This window comes from Filimonas lacunae, from assembly GCF_002355595.1.
Lineage (GTDB): Bacteria > Bacteroidota > Bacteroidia > Chitinophagales > Chitinophagaceae > Filimonas > Filimonas lacunae.
The window spans coordinates 2743457-2763993 of sequence record NZ_AP017422.1; the positions used below are offsets into that span (position 1 = coordinate 2743457).

The 20537-nt window shown below is 44.5% G+C and carries 15 protein-coding genes; 10 read left to right on the forward strand and 5 right to left on the reverse strand.

What is annotated here, in order from left to right; translation table 11 throughout:
• Positions 1–3 precede the first annotated feature (3 nt).
• Positions 4–2559 carry a TonB-dependent receptor gene (locus FLA_RS31465; protein ID WP_159445140.1) on the reverse strand — a complete coding sequence of 852 codons (2556 nt, stop codon included), beginning with the start codon at positions 2557–2559 and terminating at the stop codon, positions 4–6.
• Between the two features lie 147 nt (positions 2560–2706).
• On the opposite strand from FLA_RS31465, the gene FLA_RS10840 reads away from it, so the two are divergent.
• On the forward strand, positions 2707–3879 hold the full coding sequence (locus FLA_RS10840) for a PepSY-associated TM helix domain-containing protein (RefSeq protein ID WP_076380483.1): 1173 nt from the start codon (positions 2707–2709) through the stop codon (positions 3877–3879).
• 5 nt (positions 3880–3884) lie between these two features.
• Here FLA_RS10840 and FLA_RS10845 read toward each other — a convergent pair whose 3' ends face one another.
• Together FLA_RS10845 and FLA_RS10850 are read right to left on the reverse strand one after the other, a co-directional pair.
• Entirely contained in the window at positions 3885–6284 is a 2400-nt protein-coding gene (locus tag FLA_RS10845) for a WG repeat-containing protein (protein WP_076380484.1), read from the reverse strand.
• 69 nt (positions 6285–6353) lie between these two features.
• Complete coding sequence (locus tag FLA_RS10850; protein WP_076380611.1) at positions 6354–6731, reverse strand: SpoIIAA family protein; 378 nt, start codon at positions 6729–6731, stop codon at positions 6354–6356.
• A 177-nt stretch (positions 6732–6908) separates the two neighbouring features.
• Between FLA_RS10850 and FLA_RS10855 the strand changes: the two genes are divergently transcribed.
• Entirely contained in the window at positions 6909–7361 is a 453-nt protein-coding gene (locus FLA_RS10855) for a hypothetical protein (protein WP_076380485.1), read from the forward strand.
• A 76-nt stretch (positions 7362–7437) separates the two neighbouring features.
• Here FLA_RS10855 and FLA_RS10860 read toward each other — a convergent pair whose 3' ends face one another.
• On the reverse strand, positions 7438–7845 hold the full coding sequence (locus FLA_RS10860; protein WP_076380486.1) for a 5-fold beta-flower protein: 408 nt from the start codon (positions 7843–7845) through the stop codon (positions 7438–7440).
• 448 nt (positions 7846–8293) lie between these two features.
• Here FLA_RS10860 and FLA_RS10865 point away from each other — a divergent pair, with 448 nt between their 5' ends.
• From FLA_RS10865 to FLA_RS10885, 5 genes are all read left to right on the forward strand, one after another.
• A complete protein-coding gene (locus FLA_RS10865; RefSeq protein WP_084206351.1) occupies positions 8294–11131 on the forward strand; it encodes a gliding motility-associated C-terminal domain-containing protein in 2838 nt (945 codons plus the stop codon).
• A 23-nt stretch (positions 11132–11154) separates the two neighbouring features.
• Complete coding sequence (locus FLA_RS10870) at positions 11155–12063, forward strand: PorP/SprF family type IX secretion system membrane protein (protein ID WP_076380488.1); 909 nt, start codon at positions 11155–11157, stop codon at positions 12061–12063.
• A 17-nt stretch (positions 12064–12080) separates the two neighbouring features.
• Positions 12081–12422, forward strand: coding sequence for a hypothetical protein (locus tag FLA_RS10875; protein ID WP_076380489.1), 342 nt, complete (start codon positions 12081–12083; stop codon positions 12420–12422).
• Positions 12422–12691: a hypothetical protein gene (locus FLA_RS10880; RefSeq protein WP_076380490.1), complete on the forward strand. Its 270-nt coding sequence runs from the start codon at positions 12422–12424 to the stop codon at positions 12689–12691. Before FLA_RS10875 ends, FLA_RS10880 begins: the two co-directional genes overlap by 1 nt.
• A 164-nt stretch (positions 12692–12855) precedes the next feature.
• A complete protein-coding gene (locus FLA_RS10885; protein ID WP_076380491.1) occupies positions 12856–13311 on the forward strand; it encodes a hypothetical protein in 456 nt (151 codons plus the stop codon).
• Positions 13312–13385: 74 nt separating this feature from the next.
• On the opposite strand, the gene FLA_RS10890 is transcribed toward FLA_RS10885, so the two are convergent.
• A complete protein-coding gene (locus tag FLA_RS10890) occupies positions 13386–15779 on the reverse strand; it encodes an ABC transporter permease (RefSeq protein WP_076380492.1) in 2394 nt (797 codons plus the stop codon).
• A gap of 271 nt (positions 15780–16050) precedes the next feature.
• Between FLA_RS10890 and FLA_RS10895 the strand changes: the two genes are divergently transcribed.
• From FLA_RS10895 to FLA_RS10905, 3 genes are all read left to right on the forward strand, one after another.
• On the forward strand, positions 16051–18468 hold the full coding sequence (locus FLA_RS10895; protein WP_076380493.1) for an ABC transporter permease: 2418 nt from the start codon (positions 16051–16053) through the stop codon (positions 18466–18468).
• Between the two features lie 362 nt (positions 18469–18830).
• Positions 18831–19385, forward strand: a complete 555-nt coding sequence (locus FLA_RS10900; RefSeq protein WP_159445141.1) for a WbqC family protein — start codon at positions 18831–18833, stop codon at positions 19383–19385.
• 144 nt (positions 19386–19529) lie between these two features.
• The gene (locus tag FLA_RS10905; protein ID WP_231940423.1) at positions 19530–20525 is read left to right on the forward strand and encodes a PorP/SprF family type IX secretion system membrane protein; all 996 of its coding nucleotides are present in this window, start codon (positions 19530–19532) and stop codon (positions 20523–20525) included.
• Positions 20526–20537: the final 12 nt, after the last annotated feature.

The window sequence follows — 20537 nt, forward strand, 5'->3', positions numbered from 1 at the left end:
GAGTTACAGTTGATAGGTGAGGGAGCAGCCATAGGTGCGATAAGAGGGAATATTGAAATAATCGAGGCCGGTGGTATTGGTTTGTTCAAATAAGGTTTGTAATGGATCAGCGCCTTGGTATGGCGACCATATAAGTATGTTATGGACATATAAGGATAGTATAAGCGGTGTTTTGTTGTTTTTGTGCTTTAACAGCTTGGGGTTACAGGATAATGTTATACGGTTAATACGCAGGTAATCGGCCTTTTGTATATAATCAGAGGCTACCCCGCTTTGCCCATAACGCACCCATCTGTTGTTTTCAATGGGTTGCGATGGATGGTTGAATGCTACAGGAATAGCGTTTTTACTGCCATCCTGTAACACGCCATTAAATACATAACCGGTGGTATTGCGAAGTGTGGCCGTGGTGGCCGAGCGTCCGTAGTAATCCAGTACAGCCTGAGTGCCATTCCACATAACGCCTCCTTTTTTCCATACCCATTCTGTTAATAACGTAAGGCTTTTCCAGGTGAGGCTGCAATTGGATTTCATTACAAAATCAGGATTGGGATTGCCCAATACTTTCAGCCCGGGACTGGATAGCGGAAAACCGTCGTTGCCAATAACTACGCGGTTGGCGGCATCCCGTTGGTAATCATTACCTGTAATCACTCCAAAAGGCTGCCCTGCCACCAGTGCGGTATGAATGTTACTGAAACCACCTAATGGCGAAAAATTGTAATTCTCCTGTACGCGGGTTACTACATTGTTGTATTTATTGAAACTGACATTGGCCCGGAAATGGAGACTTTTTTCCTGGTACCTGTTGTACCTGTTATAATTTAGGGTTATTTCATAACCTTTTTTACGAACATCAGCCATGTTTTGTAGCTGAAAGGAGCCATTGTTGAAAACCGGATAGACATCTTTACGGATATTCCTGATATAATAGGTAGCGGTGAACAGAAAGGAGTTGCTGCCTGCTGTTAGTATGGTATTCCATTCAGTGTGCTCTATGGGACCTACATTCCGGAAACTGTTTATTTCCAGTACGGGACGATAAGTAAGCGCATCTTTTGAATTGTACTGCAACAGATTATAGTGAGATACAGATTGGCTCAGTGGCAGCTCGCTATTAAAACGTGTGTAACTGGCGTAGACATTCCAATAAAAAGACCGGGAAGGGTCGTGCCCGATGGAATATGAGAGGGAAGGCAGCCAAAATGTGCTTTTGCCTGCTGTTGAGGAAGAATAACTATTATTACCGGTGATCAGCCTCATTTTCAAAGCCTGGATATTCAGTTCGGTAATAATATTCAGCACTAACTCATTTACCGGTCGTTTGTACTGGTAAGTGATATTATCTGGCAGGTATTGAATGGTGGTATGCTGATGCGTGTACAGATGTTTGAATAGTATTTGCTGACTCAGATGATAATTATTATAGCCGATAGGTATCGGTATCTGAGCGCTGGTTTGCTGGGTATAATTCAACACTTGTTTATTCCGGTTGGTAAGCATGCCATCGGGCCAGAAGGCGCTACCGGTTTTATATAATGCTTTGTCTTGCTGATGGGTGTTTAGCAGGGATGGCGTGAATGTAAACTTTAATTGGTTTTGTTGAAAGGTGGCTGTAAAACTGCCTGTTTGTTGCATCCATTGACTATGGTTGTTATTGTCTTCCAGCAGGTAGCCGGGATTATTGGCCTGGTTGCTATAGCTGCGTTGTATACTGCCATAATGTGTTCCCTGTGCATTGCTAAATGAGGCCGGTGTTAGCAACGACTGTTGATACACCTGGTTAAGATAACCGTTCCAATTAGTGTTATCCTGATGGTTTTGTGCATAACTATAGGTGCCGGAAAATGAAAAGCTATGAAGCTTGCGTTGAAGAAAGAGGTCGAGCGAGGAGGCATAGTTATTATTATTGCGTATAATGGTTTGCTCCCTGGTATGCCCCATGGCGACACCAAATTCCCATATCTTATAGCCACTATATACTTCTCCTTTAATACTGAGCTGTTGCGAATAGCCAAAAGAATTTCTGAGCAGGGAATTGTCATATGCTGCAGCCTTGTGCCCGTTTCCGCTTCCTGCCCGAACTAACCTTCCATTTACATCATAAGGGTAATTACTGCCGTCAAATTCCAAGGTGTTTAGTGAGGGGCCATAACTGAATAGCTCATTGGTTTCGGGGCCTTGCCAGGTAGCAGCTTCGTTGAGCGATCTACCCTGGGTGTATTCCGATTGCAGCGCAGGAATACGGTTGGGCTGTTTCCATTCTGCCGTTGCCAGGTAGGTACCGGTTAGAATCAGCGTCTTGTAAACTTCGTTTTGAACAGTGGCAACAGAATCTCCTTCTATGGTAACTGATTTTATCTGGCCATAATACAGGTTGGGATAACCTTTTAAGCGCAATACCCGGCTTCGCTGAAGACTGATGGAGTCCAGTGGGCTTAACAGCGGCCGCTCCCTTTTTATTTTTTGTTGGTATAAACCGGAATGAATGGGACGGACATATACCTGTGACCTCCCCATAAAAGGCAGGCATAGCAGTGGCAATAGCAATGTTTTCAAAACGTTTGGTTTTGTTATGATAGCAGGATGATTGATTGGGGGAGATTACATAAAATTAAGAAAAAGAATTTATTAGCCTATTTTTCCCGATTTCGAAAAGGGGGGCAGGCCGGGATGAAATATTTTCGGGCATAAATTACTCGCTTCATGTCGTCCCCCCGCCGTACTTCGTCGTTTTCCCTTAAAAAACTGTTTGGTCAGATACATTTATGGCTGGGACTGGCGTCCGGGATGGTGGTGCTGGTAGTAGCACTTACAGGCTCCATACTGGTGTTTGAAGACGAACTCGAGCCCATATTATACCGCAAAGAATTAATTGTGCAGCCACAGGAAACCCGTTTACCGGTAGACCAGTTGATAGCAGTGGCTAAAAAGGAATATCCCAAAATACCTGTGCGTCAGGTGCGTGTGTTTGCTGAAGCCAACCGCAGCGTGCTGGTAACTTTTGGCAAAGGTAAAAAAGGGATGAAAATGGTGTATGTTAACCCTTATACGGGTAAGGTGCTGGGAAAAGGCAATTACGACAGCCGCTTTTTTGCGGTAGTAACCAGTTTGCACCGGTACCTGCTGATGGGAGATACGGGTAAAGTAATAACAGGAATTTCGTGCAGCATGTTTTTTATTCTCACTATCAGCGGTATTGTGCTGTGGTGGCCTGCCAACAAAAATGCCATTAAACAAAGGTTTCGTATTAAATGGGACGCTTCTTTTAAAAGGGTGAACTGGGACTGGCACGCGGTGCTGGGGTTTTATAGTGCTTTTTTCCTGCTGGCTATTTCTATAACGGGGCTGGTATGGAGTTATCAATGGGTGGATGGGCTGATTTTTACCTTATCGGGCACAAAACCGGAGAAGCAGGAGAAGGTGACCAACAAAAGCGCTATAGCAGTAAAAGCGGGAGTGGGTGTGTATGAAAAAGCACTGGCAGCTACCAACCAGGCCTTTCCTTTTAACGGCAGGGTTATTATCAATGTACCGCCAAACGATAGCCTGGCCATTAACACGGTTAAAACCAATGAAGAGGCTGCTATACCCAACCGTATCAGCACTGCCTGGTTTGACGCAGGCACAGGGGAGCAGATTCAGTTGAAGCCGTTTGAAAAACTGAACACTGGCTCACAGATACGACGTATTATCTATCCTATTCATACCGGTAGTTTGTTTGGATGGCCTACCAAAATGATAGCGCTTTTTGTAAGCCTGTTTGCTGCTACTTTGCCGGTAAGTGGTTTTCTCATCTGGTGGGGAAAGAAAAAGAAAGCGAAGAATCCTGCTGCTATCCGCAAAAATGTGATGATGCAGGAAGTAGCAGCAGTATAATGCAACTAGGGTTGTTCCCAATTATTCAATAAACGCGTAACGGTTACCGGCAAACGGTCGCCGTTTTCTTTTTTATAATAGAGCACTTCTTTATCGCGGCAAAGCAATGGCCAGCTGAGCTGTACATGGTGTGCCTGGCGGCTGATGTAAGAAGGAACCATGTCGTCATATATTGCCGGTAACAGAAACTGCCCCTGGTGGTTGATGACACCAAATTTTTTATCCTTGTTTACCAGAAACTGGTGTAGGGCAGTATCTATCCAAACAAGGTTGTATTGTATGGGCACCAATATTTTACCGGTATTGTCAGCCACGCCCATCAACACGTCGTCTTCATTTTTTACCAGCAGCAGGTAGTTACCATAGATATAATCTTCTACCTGGCTATTAGCATCAAAGTAATATTCAACGGGTGTAATAGCCTTTCCTGTGGTATCTATAAAGCCATAGTATTCGTGGCTATCTTTTGTTTCCGTTACAGTGGCTATGCCATTGGCTGTAAACAGGCTTTCATTCGTATACCGGCAGGGCATAACCAATTGTCCGTAGCTGTTCAAATAACCATATAGATGGTTGCTGTCTGTAACGCGGAACATGCCGTTTTCACAACCTTCAATAGAGTACCAGGTATCTGGTAACACTTTGCCGGTAGATATTTCCAGTAATTGCCAGTTATTTTCCCATTGCTGTTTTACTTTCAGAAAACGCTGATTATTGGTAATGATATCAATAATGCGCCAGGACAAAGGTGTTTGCTGAAAAGTGTTTACATCCAGGATGGAATAACTGCTATCGCTCTGCTGTATCAACTGTTTTTGAGCACTGATGCCTCCCATGCTTAGCGCATCTTTCACTACAAAAGAATCACGGGCAATGTTATAGAATGTGTTAACGAGGTGATCGTTTTTATCGTACCTGTCGGCTTTAATAAAACCACGTGCGTAATTGGTTTGCAGGTAAGTGTAACGAACGGGAATTCTGATTTTACCGGTGCTGTCATACACACCACTGAATTCTCCTTTCTGCACTTCAAAAATACCTGCATCGGCATGGATGATGGTGATCTCTTCATATAGCGGTGGTATGATAGTTTTGCCGGTAACAGACAACAGGCCTGCCAGGTTGTTTTTAGACACCTTTATATAGGGCAGGGGATCTTCATCACCGCCCAATTCATTCATATCATCATAAACAACAGGGGTAAGTGTATGAGTGGCCAGATGGTACATGCCATACTTGCCATTCTTTTTCACTTGTAACACCTGGCGCTGGCGCATCCAGGTGATCTCTGAAAAGGTTTTATCGGTTGTTCTTTTGCCTTGCAGGTTGTAGAAAGAATATTGTCCATTGGTATAACCGGCTATGGTGGAGGTATCGTATACCTGTAAAGGTTTTCCGGAAAAAGGAGGGATAAGAACAATGCCGTTGGTATCGGCCAGGCCATATAAGTTGTTCTTTTTAATAGTTACATACGGAAGGGCAGCAACGGTATATGTGGGAAACCCTTCATCTACCTGGGAATACACATTGGGTAACACCTGTTTACCGGAGGGGCTTATTAAGCCTGCTTTTTTCGCAGTGTTGGTCCATACCAGAAAGCCATTGTGCAGCACATAATTCTCGTCCAGGTTATCCACCGGAAATTCCCTGCCGCTGGTTACGTTGATGATATACTGTTTATCGTTACGGGTAAAGCTGAGTATCCATTCATCACTTCGCATATTCATATGCTGGTGATCGTATAAAAAAGGCACCAGAACATTGCCGGCAAAGTCTATGGCGCCCCACTTGCCGTTTTGCATTGCCATTACATAGTTGCCCGCACGTTCACAACCGCCACAAAAATCGAATTGCTGATAAGTGCAGGGTAGCACCAACCGGTTTTCTGTTTTACTGTAAAGTCCCCACAGTCCGTTTTCTTTTACTTCAAAGTAATTGCCGTCGAGATAACCCATATCAGTATACTTTTCCGGGACCAGCCTTGCGCCATGGTTATCATACCAGGTAAGCGCGTTGTTTAACTGACACACAAAAAAGCGCCTGTCCTGGATGTCTACCTGGTCATATACAGGAGGCACCAGCCATTGGCCCAGGCGTGTGGTGATGCCTTTTTTCTGTTGCTGCTCTACCAGGTAAAGTACCTGTTTGGGATTTTCTATATAGTTGCCATCACTGTCAATGCCGGTAATAGCATTAAACTGCTGTAGTATATTGTCAAAGGCCACCACGCCATTGGTATCAATAAAATGGAGAACGCCCTGTTGCTGCACAGGGGCATAGGCACCGGTGAAAACATAGCCGGCATCAGAAATATCACGGGCTACTTCGGGTGGAGGGGTTTGGGCAATGCTAAAGGCAGGAAGGAACAGGTACAGGATGCTAAGGTTGCAGATAAAGTGTTTCATGTATAATCAGCTCTTTTACAATTAAATAGCCTGGTAAATGGTCACTTTATCTGCAATAACCATACCTTTTTAAATGGCTTTTTTACCGGTAGCTACCCATTCCACTGCTTCGGGTAATTGTTCTGGCAAAAAGCCCCGGAAAGTACCTGGCACCAGTATACTAAAGATGTCTGTAAACTGATTTAATGCTTCTGAGTCGGTAACAATAGCGGCACGGTTCCATTTGGTGATTTCCTGTATGCCCAGCAAGGCATCCTGTACCCAGGCCCCGTAGGTCCAGTTACTTAAAGGCGTGTCGATGATCATCAGGTAATTGAGCTCGCCGGTACTGATCACCACTTCATCTACTTTAGGCAGCACGGTGGTTTGAAAATCATCTTTGGTTACTTCGCCCACGGCACGAAAGCCGGCTACATTACCGGGCACATCTGTTAGTATTTCTATCATAGGGTGTGTTTTTGTTAATACAATCAAAAGCCCTACCAAAAATAAAGGGAGCGAAACGCGGTTTGTCGCAATAAATGCCCTGTTCATCTGTATAAAAAAGCGGTAAGTAGCAGAAAAAAGCTTTTAACTACCGATGGCATCTGCTTTGAAATATCTACAGTATAAAACAAAAGCAATATGAAAAAGATAATCGTTCTTTCCGCAATAGCTATCAGCAGCATCGTTTTAGGTAACACTGCCCAGGCACAGGTAAGCTTTCATGTAAACCTCAACGTAGGCGCACAGCCTGCCTGGATTGTAAACAACGACGCTGCAGATTATTATTATATTCCTGATGCCGAATGTTATTATAATGTAAGAGAAAGGGTATATGTATACCGCGATGGCAACCGTTGGATGAAAGGCCCCAACTTACCCGGCCGTTACAGGAACTTTGATTTTAGAAACAGAAGAGTGATAGGCATACATGGACAGGACAGACCTTACCTGCACCATACAGAAAACAGGATGGGATATGCCCGCGCCAACGAGCGTTTTGACAACCAACATGGTCGCCCGCAGGGTGGTGGCCGATTTGATGACAGAAGGAATGATCACCGCAATGATCACAGAAACGGCAGACGTTCTTAATGCTTCATTTACATCTTAACCCCGTTTGCAGAAGCTGTTCCTTCATTGGAGCAGCTTCTTTTGTTGTAAGCCCGGCCTATTCAAATTTGAAGAAGAAGAACACGATAGCCGCCCATTCTTTTTTTACACCACCTGTGCTACCAACGGATGAATATGATTTGTCGCGAATGGTGTTGTTGTCGTTGTCTTTTATATAGCCAATGCTGCTACCTCCACCGTCGCGAATGGTGCCATCACTATCAATTTTGCCTACGGTGCCACGGCCACTGGCAGACACAGAGCCACTGCTGCTTAAAGAACCAATAGTGGAACCCTTCCGGATGATAGCGCCGCTACTGGTGATACGGCCAACCGAGTAGCCGTTCACTCTGATGACACCATCACTGCTTACTTCTGCAATTGTACCTGAACTATTGCGTATGTTTTGTGCGTGAGAAAGGCTGGCCAGGAATAAGGCGGCAATAAATGTGAGTGCTTTAAGCATATGGGTTTAGGTTTATTGTTCAACAAGTGCTCATTAGGGAGAAAGTGAGGGAATAAAGCTAGGTGGATAATGGGGGAGAACGGGAAACTTGTCTTGTTTTTTATCCACTTATGTGTATAGCGTTGAAAAAGTAAGGGATAAATAAGGGGGAAGCCGGCTTTTGCCTGCCTGAACATGATGGGGATACTATGAAATCGCCCTACATTCGCAAGAAGCAGGATTTTAAAAAAGGCATGTAGATGCCCAACCCCTAAAAAACAGATGATTATGGTATTAAATTTACCCCACTTTCAACGGATGGCAATGACAAAGCTTGCCGCATCCCGGTATACTGTTCCTCACCCTTATCATCTGTAAAAACTTGCTGTAATTTTCTCACCAGTTATTCCAACGCTTTGGTTGTGTAGATGCATGTGACTCCGGAAAACTGGTAGCCTAATCCCGATATATGAACTTATACAACCATCTCTATACTATGTTAACAAGTAATTTTTGGCGCAGTAAGCGCTTGTTTTTGCTGTTGTGCATGCTGGTAAATCTTTGTATAATAGCCCATGCAGCACCGGTAAAATGGGCTAATACGGCTCCGGCGTTCCTGTATGGTGGCGCTACACTGGCAGTTTGTACCAATAGTACCCAGGCCAGCATTTCCAAAGGACTGGAAACATCCGATCCGGATAACGGACAAACACTTAGCTGGAGCATTGTTGCTAACCCGAAGCATGGTACCGTTACCGGTATTCCGGTGTCGATAGTAACTACCGGCAGCAATATTAGCCCGGCAGCTTATTATACTCCTGAAACAGGATATGCGGGGCTGGATTCTTTGACATTACAGGTATCTGACGGCACTGCTTCAAATACTATGGTGTTATATATCAATATGGCTACCGATCAGGCTACCGCTATATCCTATGGCCAGTCTGTTTTCTGTGCATCTGGTTATGCACCCGTAACCACATCCGGTATTACCAATGGGGAATACAGTGGCGGCACCGGGCTGGTAGTAGATAAAGGCTCGGGTTTAATTGATCTGGAAACCAGTTTACAAGGCACTTATAATGTGCGTTATGTGTATAAAGGATTAAACTGTACGGGCACTGCTACGGCTTTGGTTACCATTAGTGCGCCTTCGAAAGTGACCATTGATTATGCGGGAAGTCCTTATTGTCCTTCCGGCGCTGCTGCTGTAACACAAACAGGGGCAACTGGCGGTATTTATAATGCAGCTTCAGGACTGGATATCAACAGTGAAACAGGAGCCATTAACCTGGCCAACAGCACTGCGGGTACCTATGTGGTAAACTATACGGTAATTGATAATAACTCCTGCTTAAGCACCACTTCCGATACTGTAGTGGTGGTAGACCTGAAAAAGGTAACTGCTATTTCCGGCAACACTAAAGTATGTGCAGGCGCCACCCAGGTATATACCAACGGTACTACAGGGGGTGTATGGGCCAGTAACAATACCAGCATCGCTACTGTAAACGCTGCTACCGGTTCGGTTACCGGAGTAACGCCTGGCTATATCACGCTCTCCTATACTATTACCAATGGAAGTTGCGTAAGTAAAACGGATATTACCGTATATGTAGAGTCTTTCCCTTATGTAGATTCTATTAAAGGCAATGGCAGTATTTGCACAGGAAGTACCACCCAATTAAGCAATACCACAGTAGGCGGTAGCTGGAGTACGGGGGATGCTACCATTGCCACTGTAAGCAATACAGGCCTGGTAACAGGTGTGGCAGCAGGTTCGGTTACTATTTCCTATAGTTATTCTAATGGCGCCTGTTCTACCGTAGTAACCAAAGAGGTGATGGTGAAGGCGTTGCCAGTGGCTACTATCTCTTATGCAGGTAGCCCTTATTGTATTTCAGGTACGGCTATGGTAACCCTTACCGGTGTTACTGGTGGCACGTTCAGCTCCACCACCGGCTTATCAATCGATGCGGCTACCGGCACTATTAATCTTGCGGGCAGCACACCGGGTACTTATACCGTAAAATACCAGTTTAGCAATGGCACCTGTGGCGATGCTACTACCACCAGTGTTACGGTGAAAGCATTGCCGGTGGCTACTGTTTCTTATATTGGAAGTCCTTATTGTGCTACCGGTTCCGCTGCTGTTTACCAGACCGGTGAAACCGGAGGAGCTTACAGTGCTTTAACCGGATTGGCTATTAATGCAACTACAGGCGCTGTAAACCTGGCTACCAGCCAGGCAGGCAGTTATACTGTAACCTATACTTTTGGTGCAGGCACCTGTGTAAACAAAGCCACTACTACTATTGTGGTGAATACCATACCTGCCCTTCCTTCTATCACAGCCAACGGAGCACTGGGATTTTGTGCAGGGGGTAATGTGGTGCTGACTTCTTCTGCCACTGCCAATAATCAATGGATGAAAAACGGTGGAGCTATTAATGGTGCTACCAGTAAAACACTTACGGTAAATGCAGCAGGAGGGTATTCCGTTACTGTAAACAACAATGGATGTTCGGTCGTTTCTGATCTGAAGCAGGTGACAGTATATGAATTGCCCACCGCTGCTATAACAGCAGACGGATCACTGGCTATTTGTGAAGGCAGCAGTGTAAAACTCACTTCCAGCAGTAACATTATCAACCAGTGGTTACTGAATGGTGCCGCTATTGCAGGTGCTACTTCCAATGTTTTCAATGCAGGGAAAGCAGGCAGCTATGGCCTGATAGTAACTACTACCAATGGCTGTGTGGATACTTCTGATAACGTGGAAGTAACAGTGAACGCATTACCTGAGTTAACACTGAGCAGCGCAGCTGGTCAGCTCATTACCAAAGGTGGCAGCACTCAATTAACCGTTACCAGCAATGGGGCTATAGCCAGTACTTACTGGACCCCCGCTACCTCGCTGGACAATCCGTTAAGCACCACGCCGGTAGCTACTCCGCTGGAAAATACCTTGTACACGGCTACTGTAACGGACGATAAAGGTTGTGAAGCGTCTGACACTATTTCCATACAGGTAACAGAAGAGTTTAAAGTAAGTGCCCGTTCGGTGATAACACCTAACGGAGATGGCGTAAACGATCAGTTTATTATTGACAATGTGCTGGCTTACCCGGATAATGTGTTAAGTGTATTTGACCGCAATGGTAAGAAACTGTATGAAAAGCATAACTACGATAATAGCTGGGGCGGCACCAATAATGGTGTGCTGTTAGCAGCCGACACGTATATGTATGTGTTTACCGTGCAAGGCAGGGTAGTGAAAAAAGGAACTGTTACCATTGTGCATTAATCCATAACGAATACCTGATAGTGATGAAAAAATATATAGCGGGTTTTACATTCTTATTCAGTGCTGCGCTTGCCTTACCCGGCAAGGCGCAGCTGTATTATAATAATCCGGTAGCGCGTTTTTACCGCAATACCTACCTGGCCAACCCCGCTTATGCGGGTGCACAGGAACAACCTTTTGTATACGCCCTGGTAAACCGCAGCTGGATAGGCTTTGACGGTGCACCCACACTGGTGCAGCTTTCGGGCGATATGAACTTTGGTAAAAGCTCGGGAGCGGGCATTCAGCTGGCCAACGATAAAAGTGGTGTGTTAAAACGTTCTTATGCCAAATTCAGCTATGCTTATAAAATAAAACTGGCGGGCGAGAACCATGCCGTGCGCCTGGGCTTTTCGTTAAGCGCTTTTCGTCAGCAACTGGATGGCTCGGCTATTATTGATGGCGGCGTAGTAGATGCAGGCGCCAAGCAGTTTAACGAACAGGGCTGGAAAGCAGATGGCGATTTTGGCGCTACCTACCAGTTTAAAGGATTTGCTTTTAGCGCGGCTGCTTTTAATTTGCGCCAATGGTTTCCCGATGTAAACAGTAACCCGGCTAACCAGGAAACGATGAACCTGATGGCTTCTTATGCCTGGCAACCGGCAGATAATAAACAAATAGAATTGAAGCCACTGGTGGCTGCCCGCTTTTTTACCAAAGCCAGCAGCATAATAGGAGGAGGTGCGCAGTTTACCTATGATAAAACCGTGCACGCCAGTGCTATCTGGCAAAACACCGGTAATATTACCGGTACAGTGGGATTGATGTTAAAGAGCATAGGAGGTGAAATTAACTTCAGCTATGTTACCAACAACAAACAGGGCTATGGACAGCAATTTGAAGTAGGACTGGGAATAGGCTTATCAGGCTTGAAAAAAGAATCTGCAGAATAAATTTTAATTAGTACCCGATGACGAAGAAGTTTGGTGTATTTGTTTACTTCCTGGCGAATATCTATTTACTGATCTATTATTTTTTACAGTTACTGAAACTGTATTCGGATAAGTATAGTTACGACAGCATGATTTATGTGTATCCTATTGCCACCGCTGATGGACTGTTTATTATTTCGCTGATGTACCTGGTATTTGGCAAAGAGTTTACAAAATATATAGGATTGTTGCTGGCTTTGGCGGTGGCGCATAATGTGGCCGTGGCCGGATCGGTAAAAATGATACCGGTGGCGGGCTTTGCGGTGGCTATTACTTCTATAATAGTGGCTACATCATTTGTGCGTAAACAAAAGATATAATGGAAGGGCAAAGAATACTGTTGCTTGTTTTCTGGGTGATATTGATAAGCGTATACTGCTTTTTCATCCGTAAACAAACCAAGGCCGCTTTCTGGAAGTTGTTTTTGTTTATCACTGCTTCGTTTGCTTTAACCATCCAGGTGTTTCACCTGTTGAGCGACTTTCTGATGTGGATGCAACCCATAGCATATCTGCTGTTGTTTATACTGCCTTTTGTAACTACTGTAGTAGTGGCCAAAGTGTGGTTTTGGATAGAACAACGGAGTTAGCTAAACACATTAACATATTACAACCGCCGTTTTACCCGTAAAACGGCGGTTTATCGCAACATTTTACGGGTTGGTACACACATTCCCCCGCTGTGTAGCAGCATTTCCTCTTTAACTACGGCTGGCATTTGCTTTGAAATACTTACAGTATAAAAGCAAACAAGATGAAAAAGTTAATCGTTCTCTCAGCAGTAGCCATCAGTAGCCTGATATTTAGCTATTCTGCCAGCGCTCAGGTTCGATTCAATGTGAATATAAATATTGGTAACGCCCTGCCTGCCTGGATCAGCTATAGCAATACACCCCATTCGGATTATTATTATATACCTGATGCCGATTGTTATTACTCCACCAACGAAAGGATGTATATATACCGGGATGGGGCCAATTGGAGAAGAGGTGCTGAAATGCCCGGCCGTTTTAGAGGAATGGATTTTCGTAACAGAAGAATAGTGGGTATGAGAGGTGAGGATATGCCTTTTAACCATCAACAACCTAACGGCAATGCCTTTAACAATGGTAACAACCATTTTAACCATCAGCCCGACCGCCAGCCGCAACAACGTGGTGGTGGCGATTACAGAGGAAACAATGGAAACGGTTGGGGAAGACGTTCATAAGAGTGATGAGTAGTTTTTATAGGAGTGTTTAGCGTGTAAAACGGCCCGCCAGTGAGCGGGCCGTTTATGTATGCTTAATCGTTCTTTAAATTCTTTACAGGGCTTTGAACAGCGGCTTTTAATGTTTGTGAAGCTACAGTAACCAGTGCTATAACAACTGCGGCGGTTCCTGCCAGTACAAATATCCACCAGCTGATAGTAATACGGTAGGCATAACCCTGTAACCAATAGTGCATGGTTAACCAGGCCAGTGGTGCTGCTACTATAAAGCTGAGTAGTACCAGTTGCAAAAAGTTTTTAGAAAGCAGGCTGGTTAAGCCGGTAACGGAAGCACCCAGTACTTTGCGCACACTTATTTCTTTACTGCGTTGCTGTACGGCATAAGAAGACAAGCCCAGCAAACCTAAACAGGCCAGCACAATGGCGATGCCCGCAAATATATTCACCAGCGAACCCAGCCGGGTTTCGGACTGATACATGTGGTTATAGTCTTCATCCAGGAAATGATACTGAAAAGGGCGGTGTGGCGCAAGTTTCTTCCATTGCTCCTGCATAAAGCGGATGGTTTCCGGCATATGCTGCCCGCTTACTTTTACCATCATCCTGTTGCCCCAGTCGCCCGGAAACAACACCAGTGGTTTGATAGGGGTGTGCAGCGATTGAAAATGGAAATCCTGCACTACTGCCTTCACTATACCCGGACGTGTGGAGTATACAAACATTCTTTTGCCAACGGCTTCCGAAGGTTTCCAGCCTAATGCACGGGCAGCGGTTTCGTTCAAAATGAATTTAAAATTTTTTTCGCTTACAGTGTCCCGCTTAATGTCTTTGATGTCTTGTTGGTTGATGTTCTCGCCATACAAAATTTTGATGCCGTTGGTAGCAAGATAGTTTTCGTCAATTTCCGAAGCGGTCACATTTATTTCTGATGTTTCGGGCATGGTAGCGGAGCGCATTTCATAACCACCACTTATCTGGTTAGGGGCGTCTGCCGAAATAGATACATTTTTAATATCGGGGCAGGCGAGAAAAGCATCTTTAAAAGTTTGTCCCTTATCGTATATTTTCTGATCGGTGTTCAATACTAATACATGCTCACGATCGTACCCCAAACGGGTATGTTGTATAAAATGCAATTGCTTTTGTACGATGATGGTGGCAATGATGAGGAATATGGAAATAACAAACTGGAACACGATGAGTGTTTTACGCAAGGCTGCTCCTTTGCCATAGTTTTTGAAAACACCTTTTAAAATGGCAACCGGTTGAAAGCCGGACAATACCAGGGCAGGATAGCCGCCTGCCAGTAATCCCAGTATGGTTACCACAAATAAAATATAGCCCAGGATAGAAGGGGTGAGTATTTCTTTTATAGCCAGCCGGTTACCGGTGAGGTTGTTAAAAGAGGGCAGCACCAGGTATACAAGTGCTATGCTTACCAGCAAAGCCAGCAGGCACAGGATAAAGGATTCGTAAATGAACTGCCAGAAAATTTGCTGACGTAATGCACCGGAAACCTTGCGTATACCCACTTCTTTCGCACGTTCCATAGAACGTGCGGTGCTCAGGTTAATATAAGTAAAGCAGGCAATAGCCAGAATAAGCAAGGCTATAGCGGTAATAATGTATATATAAGTAATGCTGGTGTTGGGTGCATAAGCATCGTAAGGCGAATGCAGGTGTATGCTGTTAAAAGGTTCGAGGTAAAAGTTAATAATGGAGTTTTCGCCCTGCATTTCTTTACGCATAAATGCAGGTATCTTTTGTTGCAAAGCGGCTATTTGTTCCGGCTTTTTTACCAGAAAGTACGTGGTGTAGTTGGCATTCCAGTAATTCTTTTCTTCGTTTTTTCTATTACGGGAAGAAAAAGAGGCCAGGCTGTTAAACTGTATCTGTGAGTTGGTTGGATTATCGGCTATTACACCGGTAATTTCATAAGGGATGGCGCTGGCGCCTACTTTTACTACTTTGCCCATTACCTGGGTGGTGCCAAAGTAACGCTGTGCCGTAGAGGCGGTCAATATCATTTTGAACGGACCATTTAAAGCGGTTTGGGGGTTGCCCTGTAACATAGTAGCATTAAACATCCGGAAATAGGTAGAGTCGGTAAACAGTAAATGGTCTTCATTAAACTGATCTCCGTTTTCACAGGTAATAACCGGATTGGATTCATACATTCTTGTTCCGGATTCTATTTCCGGAAAGTTTTGGGCAAACACCGGAAACACCCGGGCGCTGGTGAAGTTGCCTTTGCTGGCTTCGCTACCCGGAGCACTATATTCCATAATCACCCGCACAATGCGATTGCCTTTTGCCTGGAATTTATCAAAGCTGAGTTCATGATGAATATACAAGCCTATTAATAAGCAGCAGGTAATACCCGTGATTAAGCCAAACAGGTTAATGAATGTGTAGGTTTTGTTTTTTATAAGGTTGCGCCAGGCAATTTTCAGATAGTTTATAAACATAACATGCAAGGAGTATGGTTATTCAACAAAAGCAATATAGCGCTAAGCAGGGTGCCAAAAAAGTACCGCTTTTATAACTGTTTGCTGATTAGGAGTTTATAAGCTGTATGTTGAACAGGTTGTTCGTTTTTGATACAACGGGTGTACGTTTTAAGGCAGTTGAAAAAGTATAGGTGCACAATTGTTGGTCGGGGTAGGATGGCTATCAGTCACTTATAGGTTATATTGGTTTTGGCATTACATTTCGTTTTCTTTAGCAAACTGCAATATTATGTTGGCTACTTACTGGAAAAATGGATTTCGCAGCATCAGGCAAAACAAAACGTACAGCTTTTTAAACATCTTTGGCTTAGCCATTGGGATAGCCTGTGCCGGTTTCATTTTTTTATGGGTGGAAAGTGAGTTGAATTATAACAAGCACAATGCGAACTATAACCACCTGTATGTAGTGAAAACCAATTCCAAAGTAGATGCCGGTATTTTTACACATACTTCCACGCCAGGATTGTTAGGGCCATCGTTGAAAGCGGAGGTGCCAGGCATTGCCAACACCTGTAGAACAACAGAAGACAATACATCGTTGCTGTTTGCCACCGGAAACCAGCACCTGTATGTATCAGGGCGCTATGCCGATTCCTCTGTTTTCAGCATGTTCACTCTGCCTTTTGTGCAAGGCAATGTCAAAAATGCTTTTACACAATTATATTCAGTGGTAATAACCGAGTCGGCAGCCAGGAAAATTTTTGGAAATGCAGGAGAGGTAGTTGGTAAAACAGTTCGGATAGATAATAAAGACAACTTTACGGTAACTGGTGTAGTGAAAGACCCACCCGAAAACAGCAGTTTTAAGTTTGAATGGCTGATGCCCTTTCCCTTATATGCGCAAAGCAACCCCTATATTCAAAACTGGGGGGACTTTGGTACCCGTACCTATGTGCAATTAGCAGAGAAAGCCAATGTTGGCGCAGTGAATAAACAACTGTTGACTTATTTACAAACCAAAGGAGATAATTCCGGTATCCATTTCTTTTTGTTTGCTATGAAGCAATGGCGGCTGTACAGCAGTTTTGCCAATGGCAAACCAAGCGGTGGCGGACGTATAGAATTTGTAAGGCTGTTTACCGTAATAGCCTGGATTATATTACTGATAGCCTGCATCAACTTTATGAATCTGGCCACAGCCCGTAGCGAAAAAAGGGCGAGGGAGGTAGGCGTGCGTAAAGTGCTGGGCGCCGCCCGCGGCAGTTTAATCTTGCAGTTTACCAGTGAAGCCGTTTTTATGGCTATGGTAGCAGCCTTGCTGGCTATTGGGGTAATGGTAATGCTGTTACCAGCTTTTAATATGCTGGTAGAAAAACACCTGAGTCTGGGGTTGAACCAGCCACAGCATATATGGGTGCTGTTGGGTTTAACATTGATATGCGGTGTGTTCGCCGGCAGTTATCCTTCTTTTTACCTGTCGTCTTTTAATCCGGTTTTTATATTAAAAGGTATGAAAGCCAAGGCGGGCAGTGCTGCTTTTTTGCGCAAAAGCCTGGTGGTGGTGCAATTTTCCGTTTCCATTATTCTTATTATCGCTACTGTTATCATCTATCGCCAGATACAACATGTTAAAAACCGAAACCTGGGATTTAATAAAAACAACCTGGTATGTGTGCCCATACAGGGGAATATGGAACGTAGTTTTCCGGTAATTAAACAGGAATTGCTCAATACGGGCATGATAGAAAATGCTGCTTTACTCAACCATTATATACTGGCCGATGGTAATAACACTACCAGTATTGGCTGGCCGGGCAAAAAGCCCGATACCCGTGTAGTGATTTCGCAAAGGATGATTACCCCTGAATATTTTGCCACCGTGGGCATTGAACTATCCAGTGGCAGAGGTATTAATGAGGGCGACATGGCCAACCTGGCCGATGTAGAGAAAAAGGCAGACAGCACCAGCATGCTGAATGTGGTAATAACCCAATCAATGGAAAAATTGATGGAAACCAGGGATGCGATAGGGAGTTTGCTTACCCTGCCGGTAGATGAGGCAGGGCATATCATGCAGATGCGGGTGGTGGGCGTAGTAAAAGATTATGTGTATGGTGATATGTACAAATCATCGGCCCCGGTGGTGTTTTATGGTTTGCGGGGCGATGCCCGGGCATTATACGTGCGAACCAAAGCCACTGCGCCGGTAGAAAAGTCGCTGGCGGCTATTGAAGGAGTAATGAAAAGAAACAACCCGGATTATCCTTTCGATTACACCTTTGTGGATGATTCCTTTAACAGTTATTTCGACGGTGAGATGCTGGTAAGCAAACTGTCGCGTGTTTTTGCCAGCCTGGCTATTCTCATTTCCTGCCTGGGGCTGTTTGGCCTGGCTTCCTATACCGCCGAACGCCGCACCCGCGAAATTGGTATTCGCAAAGTGCTGGGGGCTACCAATGCCGGAATTGCCGTTTTGCTGTGGGGTGAGTTTATAAAGCTGGTGATGGTATCGTGCCTGATTGCGTTTCCCCTGGCGGCGTGGACCATGCACCAATGGCTGTCGGCTTATGCTTATCGCATATCACTGAGCGGGTGGGTGTTTGTTGCAGCAGGCGCCGCGTCTGTGGCAATTGCCCTGGGCACCATCAGCATACAGGCCATCAAAGCAGCTGTGGCCAATCCGGTTAAAAACCTGAAACGTGAATAAAACAGCATTCTCCGCCAATTTGCCCCCAGGCATATAGATTTACTTATTTTCGCAGCCATAACAGGAAAGAAGGGGAGGTAACTGCCCTTTTTTCCTGCCGGGCTTTGCTAAAAAGAGTAGAATAGTGCCAACAGCAACACTAAAAAGCTGAGGCTAAAATTGTTGGCAGTAGTGAAATAGAATAAGTTGTTGGTTATTAATGGTTATAGTCATTTTACTATGTTTTAAGTCTACCTGAAAATAGCCTGTTTCGGGCTGATTTCTTCTTGCCGGCAAAGCCATTTGAATAATAAGGGAGATGTCAAATGGAAACAACATTAGTTATTGATAATCATTATTTTCCGTGTGTTAGCTACATGAAAATGTTGTCAACACATACATATGTTAATTTTGAAGCATGTGAAAACTTTCAAAAGAACAGTTTTCGTAACCGTTGTGTGGTAGCGGGTAGTAATGGTGTAATTAATTTATCTGTTCCGCTGGTGAACGGGCGTGACCAGAAGGTATTATATAAGCAACTGAAAATAGACCATACACAAAACTGGCAGGTGCAGCATTGGCGTACTATTACCTCCTGCTATCAGAAGGCACCCTTCTTTGAGTATTTTGCACCGGGGGTAGAAAGCCTGTTAACCAAACAACACGAATATCTATTCGAAGCCAACCTGGAAATCATCACCTGGTTAAAAAAGGTGTGTAAGCTGAAAGTAACGATAGGAGAAACCAGCGATTATGTGCCTGAGTATACCGGTGACGGTATTACGGATGCCCGCAATGCAATTCGACCGAATAATTATCAGCAATCACCGGAGCTGGTTTCGCCTTACTACCAGATGTTTGAAGATAGAATTGGATACCAGCCCAACCTAAGTATCCTTGATTTGCTGTTCTGTGCAGGACCAACAGCACTTTTTTAGCTGCGAACAAGCTCATTTTTAGTAAGTTATCCATGCTGTTTTTTTAGACAGTCCCTAGTACAAGGGATGCAGGCCGGGAAACAGATTGTTTACTTTTAAAATATGAAAAGCCTATTGGCTGCGGCAATGTTACTTGTATGCACAATGCAAGTGCATGCGCAGCAGCGTCCCCAATACACCCAGTATATTTTAAATAGTTTCATTATTAACCCGGCAGTAGCGGGTATTGAAAACTATGTTGATGTAAAACTTAGCCACCGACACCAATGGGTTGGAATAAATGGTGCACCCGTAACTTCTTACATTACTGTTCACAGTCCATTACATAAAAGCGATTACGACAGGCAAACGATTACCAGTACGCATATGTCGGGCGAAAATCCCAGGGGACGAAACTACTGGGCTGAGTATGAAGCGCCTGAATCGCATACCGGGGTAGGGTTTACCATGATCAATGACCGCACGGGACCTATGAACCGTCTTTCCGGTTATGGTACCATTTCTTATCACTTAGGATTATCGCCTACTACTAATATCAGTATGGGCATTTCGGCTGGTTTCCAGCAAATGAGACTGGATGCAGGCAAACTGGATTTTGGCGAGCAGTATCCTATAGATCCGTCTGTTGCCAGCAGTGGTTACATAAACCGCATGCGTCCGGATTTTAATGCGGGTATATGGTTGTATTCTGCTTGTTTCTTTGCAGGTGTATCTGCACAGAATATCGTTCCACAGGGTGTTGGATTCAATAACGGCGAGTTGAACGGAGACAGGATTGTAAAACAGAGTGCACAATTGCCACACCTTTTTGCCACCACCGGATTTATGACTTTTCTTACAGAAGAAATAAGTCTGTTACCTTCTTTAATGGTGAAATACATTTCGCCTACGCCCATCAGCTTAGACTTAAATGCTAAACTGCAGTGGCAGGATGTTATGTGGACGGGAATCAATTATCGTTTTAAAGATGGCTTTGGTGTAATGCTGGGCGCTAACATCAATCCTAAAATAAACATCAGCTATTCGTACGATTATATTACTTCCAAATTGAACAGCGTAAGTAGTGGTACCCACGAAATTATCATTGGATTTGCTTTAGGCAACTCTTACGGCGATTGGTGTCCGCGAAATATCTGGTAAACGGTTTGGGAA

Bases quoted from the DNA above. Each gene is read 5' to 3' on its own strand.
- FLA_RS10840 (WP_076380483.1), top strand. From the start codon at position 2,707: ATGTCGTCCCCCCGCCGTACTTCGTCGTTTTCCCTTAAAAAACTGTTT.
- FLA_RS10845 (WP_076380484.1), bottom strand. From the start codon at position 6,284: ATGAAACACTTTATCTGCAACCTTAGCATCCTGTACCTGTTCCTTCCT.
- FLA_RS10850 (WP_076380611.1), bottom strand. From the start codon at position 6,731: ATGATAGAAATACTAACAGATGTGCCCGGTAATGTAGCCGGCTTTCGT.
- FLA_RS10855 (WP_076380485.1), top strand. From the start codon at position 6,909: ATGAAAAAGATAATCGTTCTTTCCGCAATAGCTATCAGCAGCATCGTT.
- FLA_RS10860 (WP_076380486.1), bottom strand. From the start codon at position 7,845: ATGCTTAAAGCACTCACATTTATTGCCGCCTTATTCCTGGCCAGCCTT.
- FLA_RS10865 (WP_084206351.1), top strand. From the start codon at position 8,294: ATGAACTTATACAACCATCTCTATACTATGTTAACAAGTAATTTTTGG.
- FLA_RS10870 (WP_076380488.1), top strand. From the start codon at position 11,155: ATGAAAAAATATATAGCGGGTTTTACATTCTTATTCAGTGCTGCGCTT.
- FLA_RS10875 (WP_076380489.1), top strand. From the start codon at position 12,081: ATGACGAAGAAGTTTGGTGTATTTGTTTACTTCCTGGCGAATATCTAT.
- FLA_RS10880 (WP_076380490.1), top strand. From the start codon at position 12,422: ATGGAAGGGCAAAGAATACTGTTGCTTGTTTTCTGGGTGATATTGATA.
- FLA_RS10885 (WP_076380491.1), top strand. From the start codon at position 12,856: ATGAAAAAGTTAATCGTTCTCTCAGCAGTAGCCATCAGTAGCCTGATA.
- FLA_RS10890 (WP_076380492.1), bottom strand. From the start codon at position 15,779: ATGTTTATAAACTATCTGAAAATTGCCTGGCGCAACCTTATAAAAAAC.
- FLA_RS10895 (WP_076380493.1), top strand. From the start codon at position 16,051: ATGTTGGCTACTTACTGGAAAAATGGATTTCGCAGCATCAGGCAAAAC.
- FLA_RS10900 (WP_159445141.1), top strand. From the start codon at position 18,831: ATGTTGTCAACACATACATATGTTAATTTTGAAGCATGTGAAAACTTT.
- FLA_RS10905 (WP_231940423.1), top strand. From the start codon at position 19,530: ATGCAAGTGCATGCGCAGCAGCGTCCCCAATACACCCAGTATATTTTA.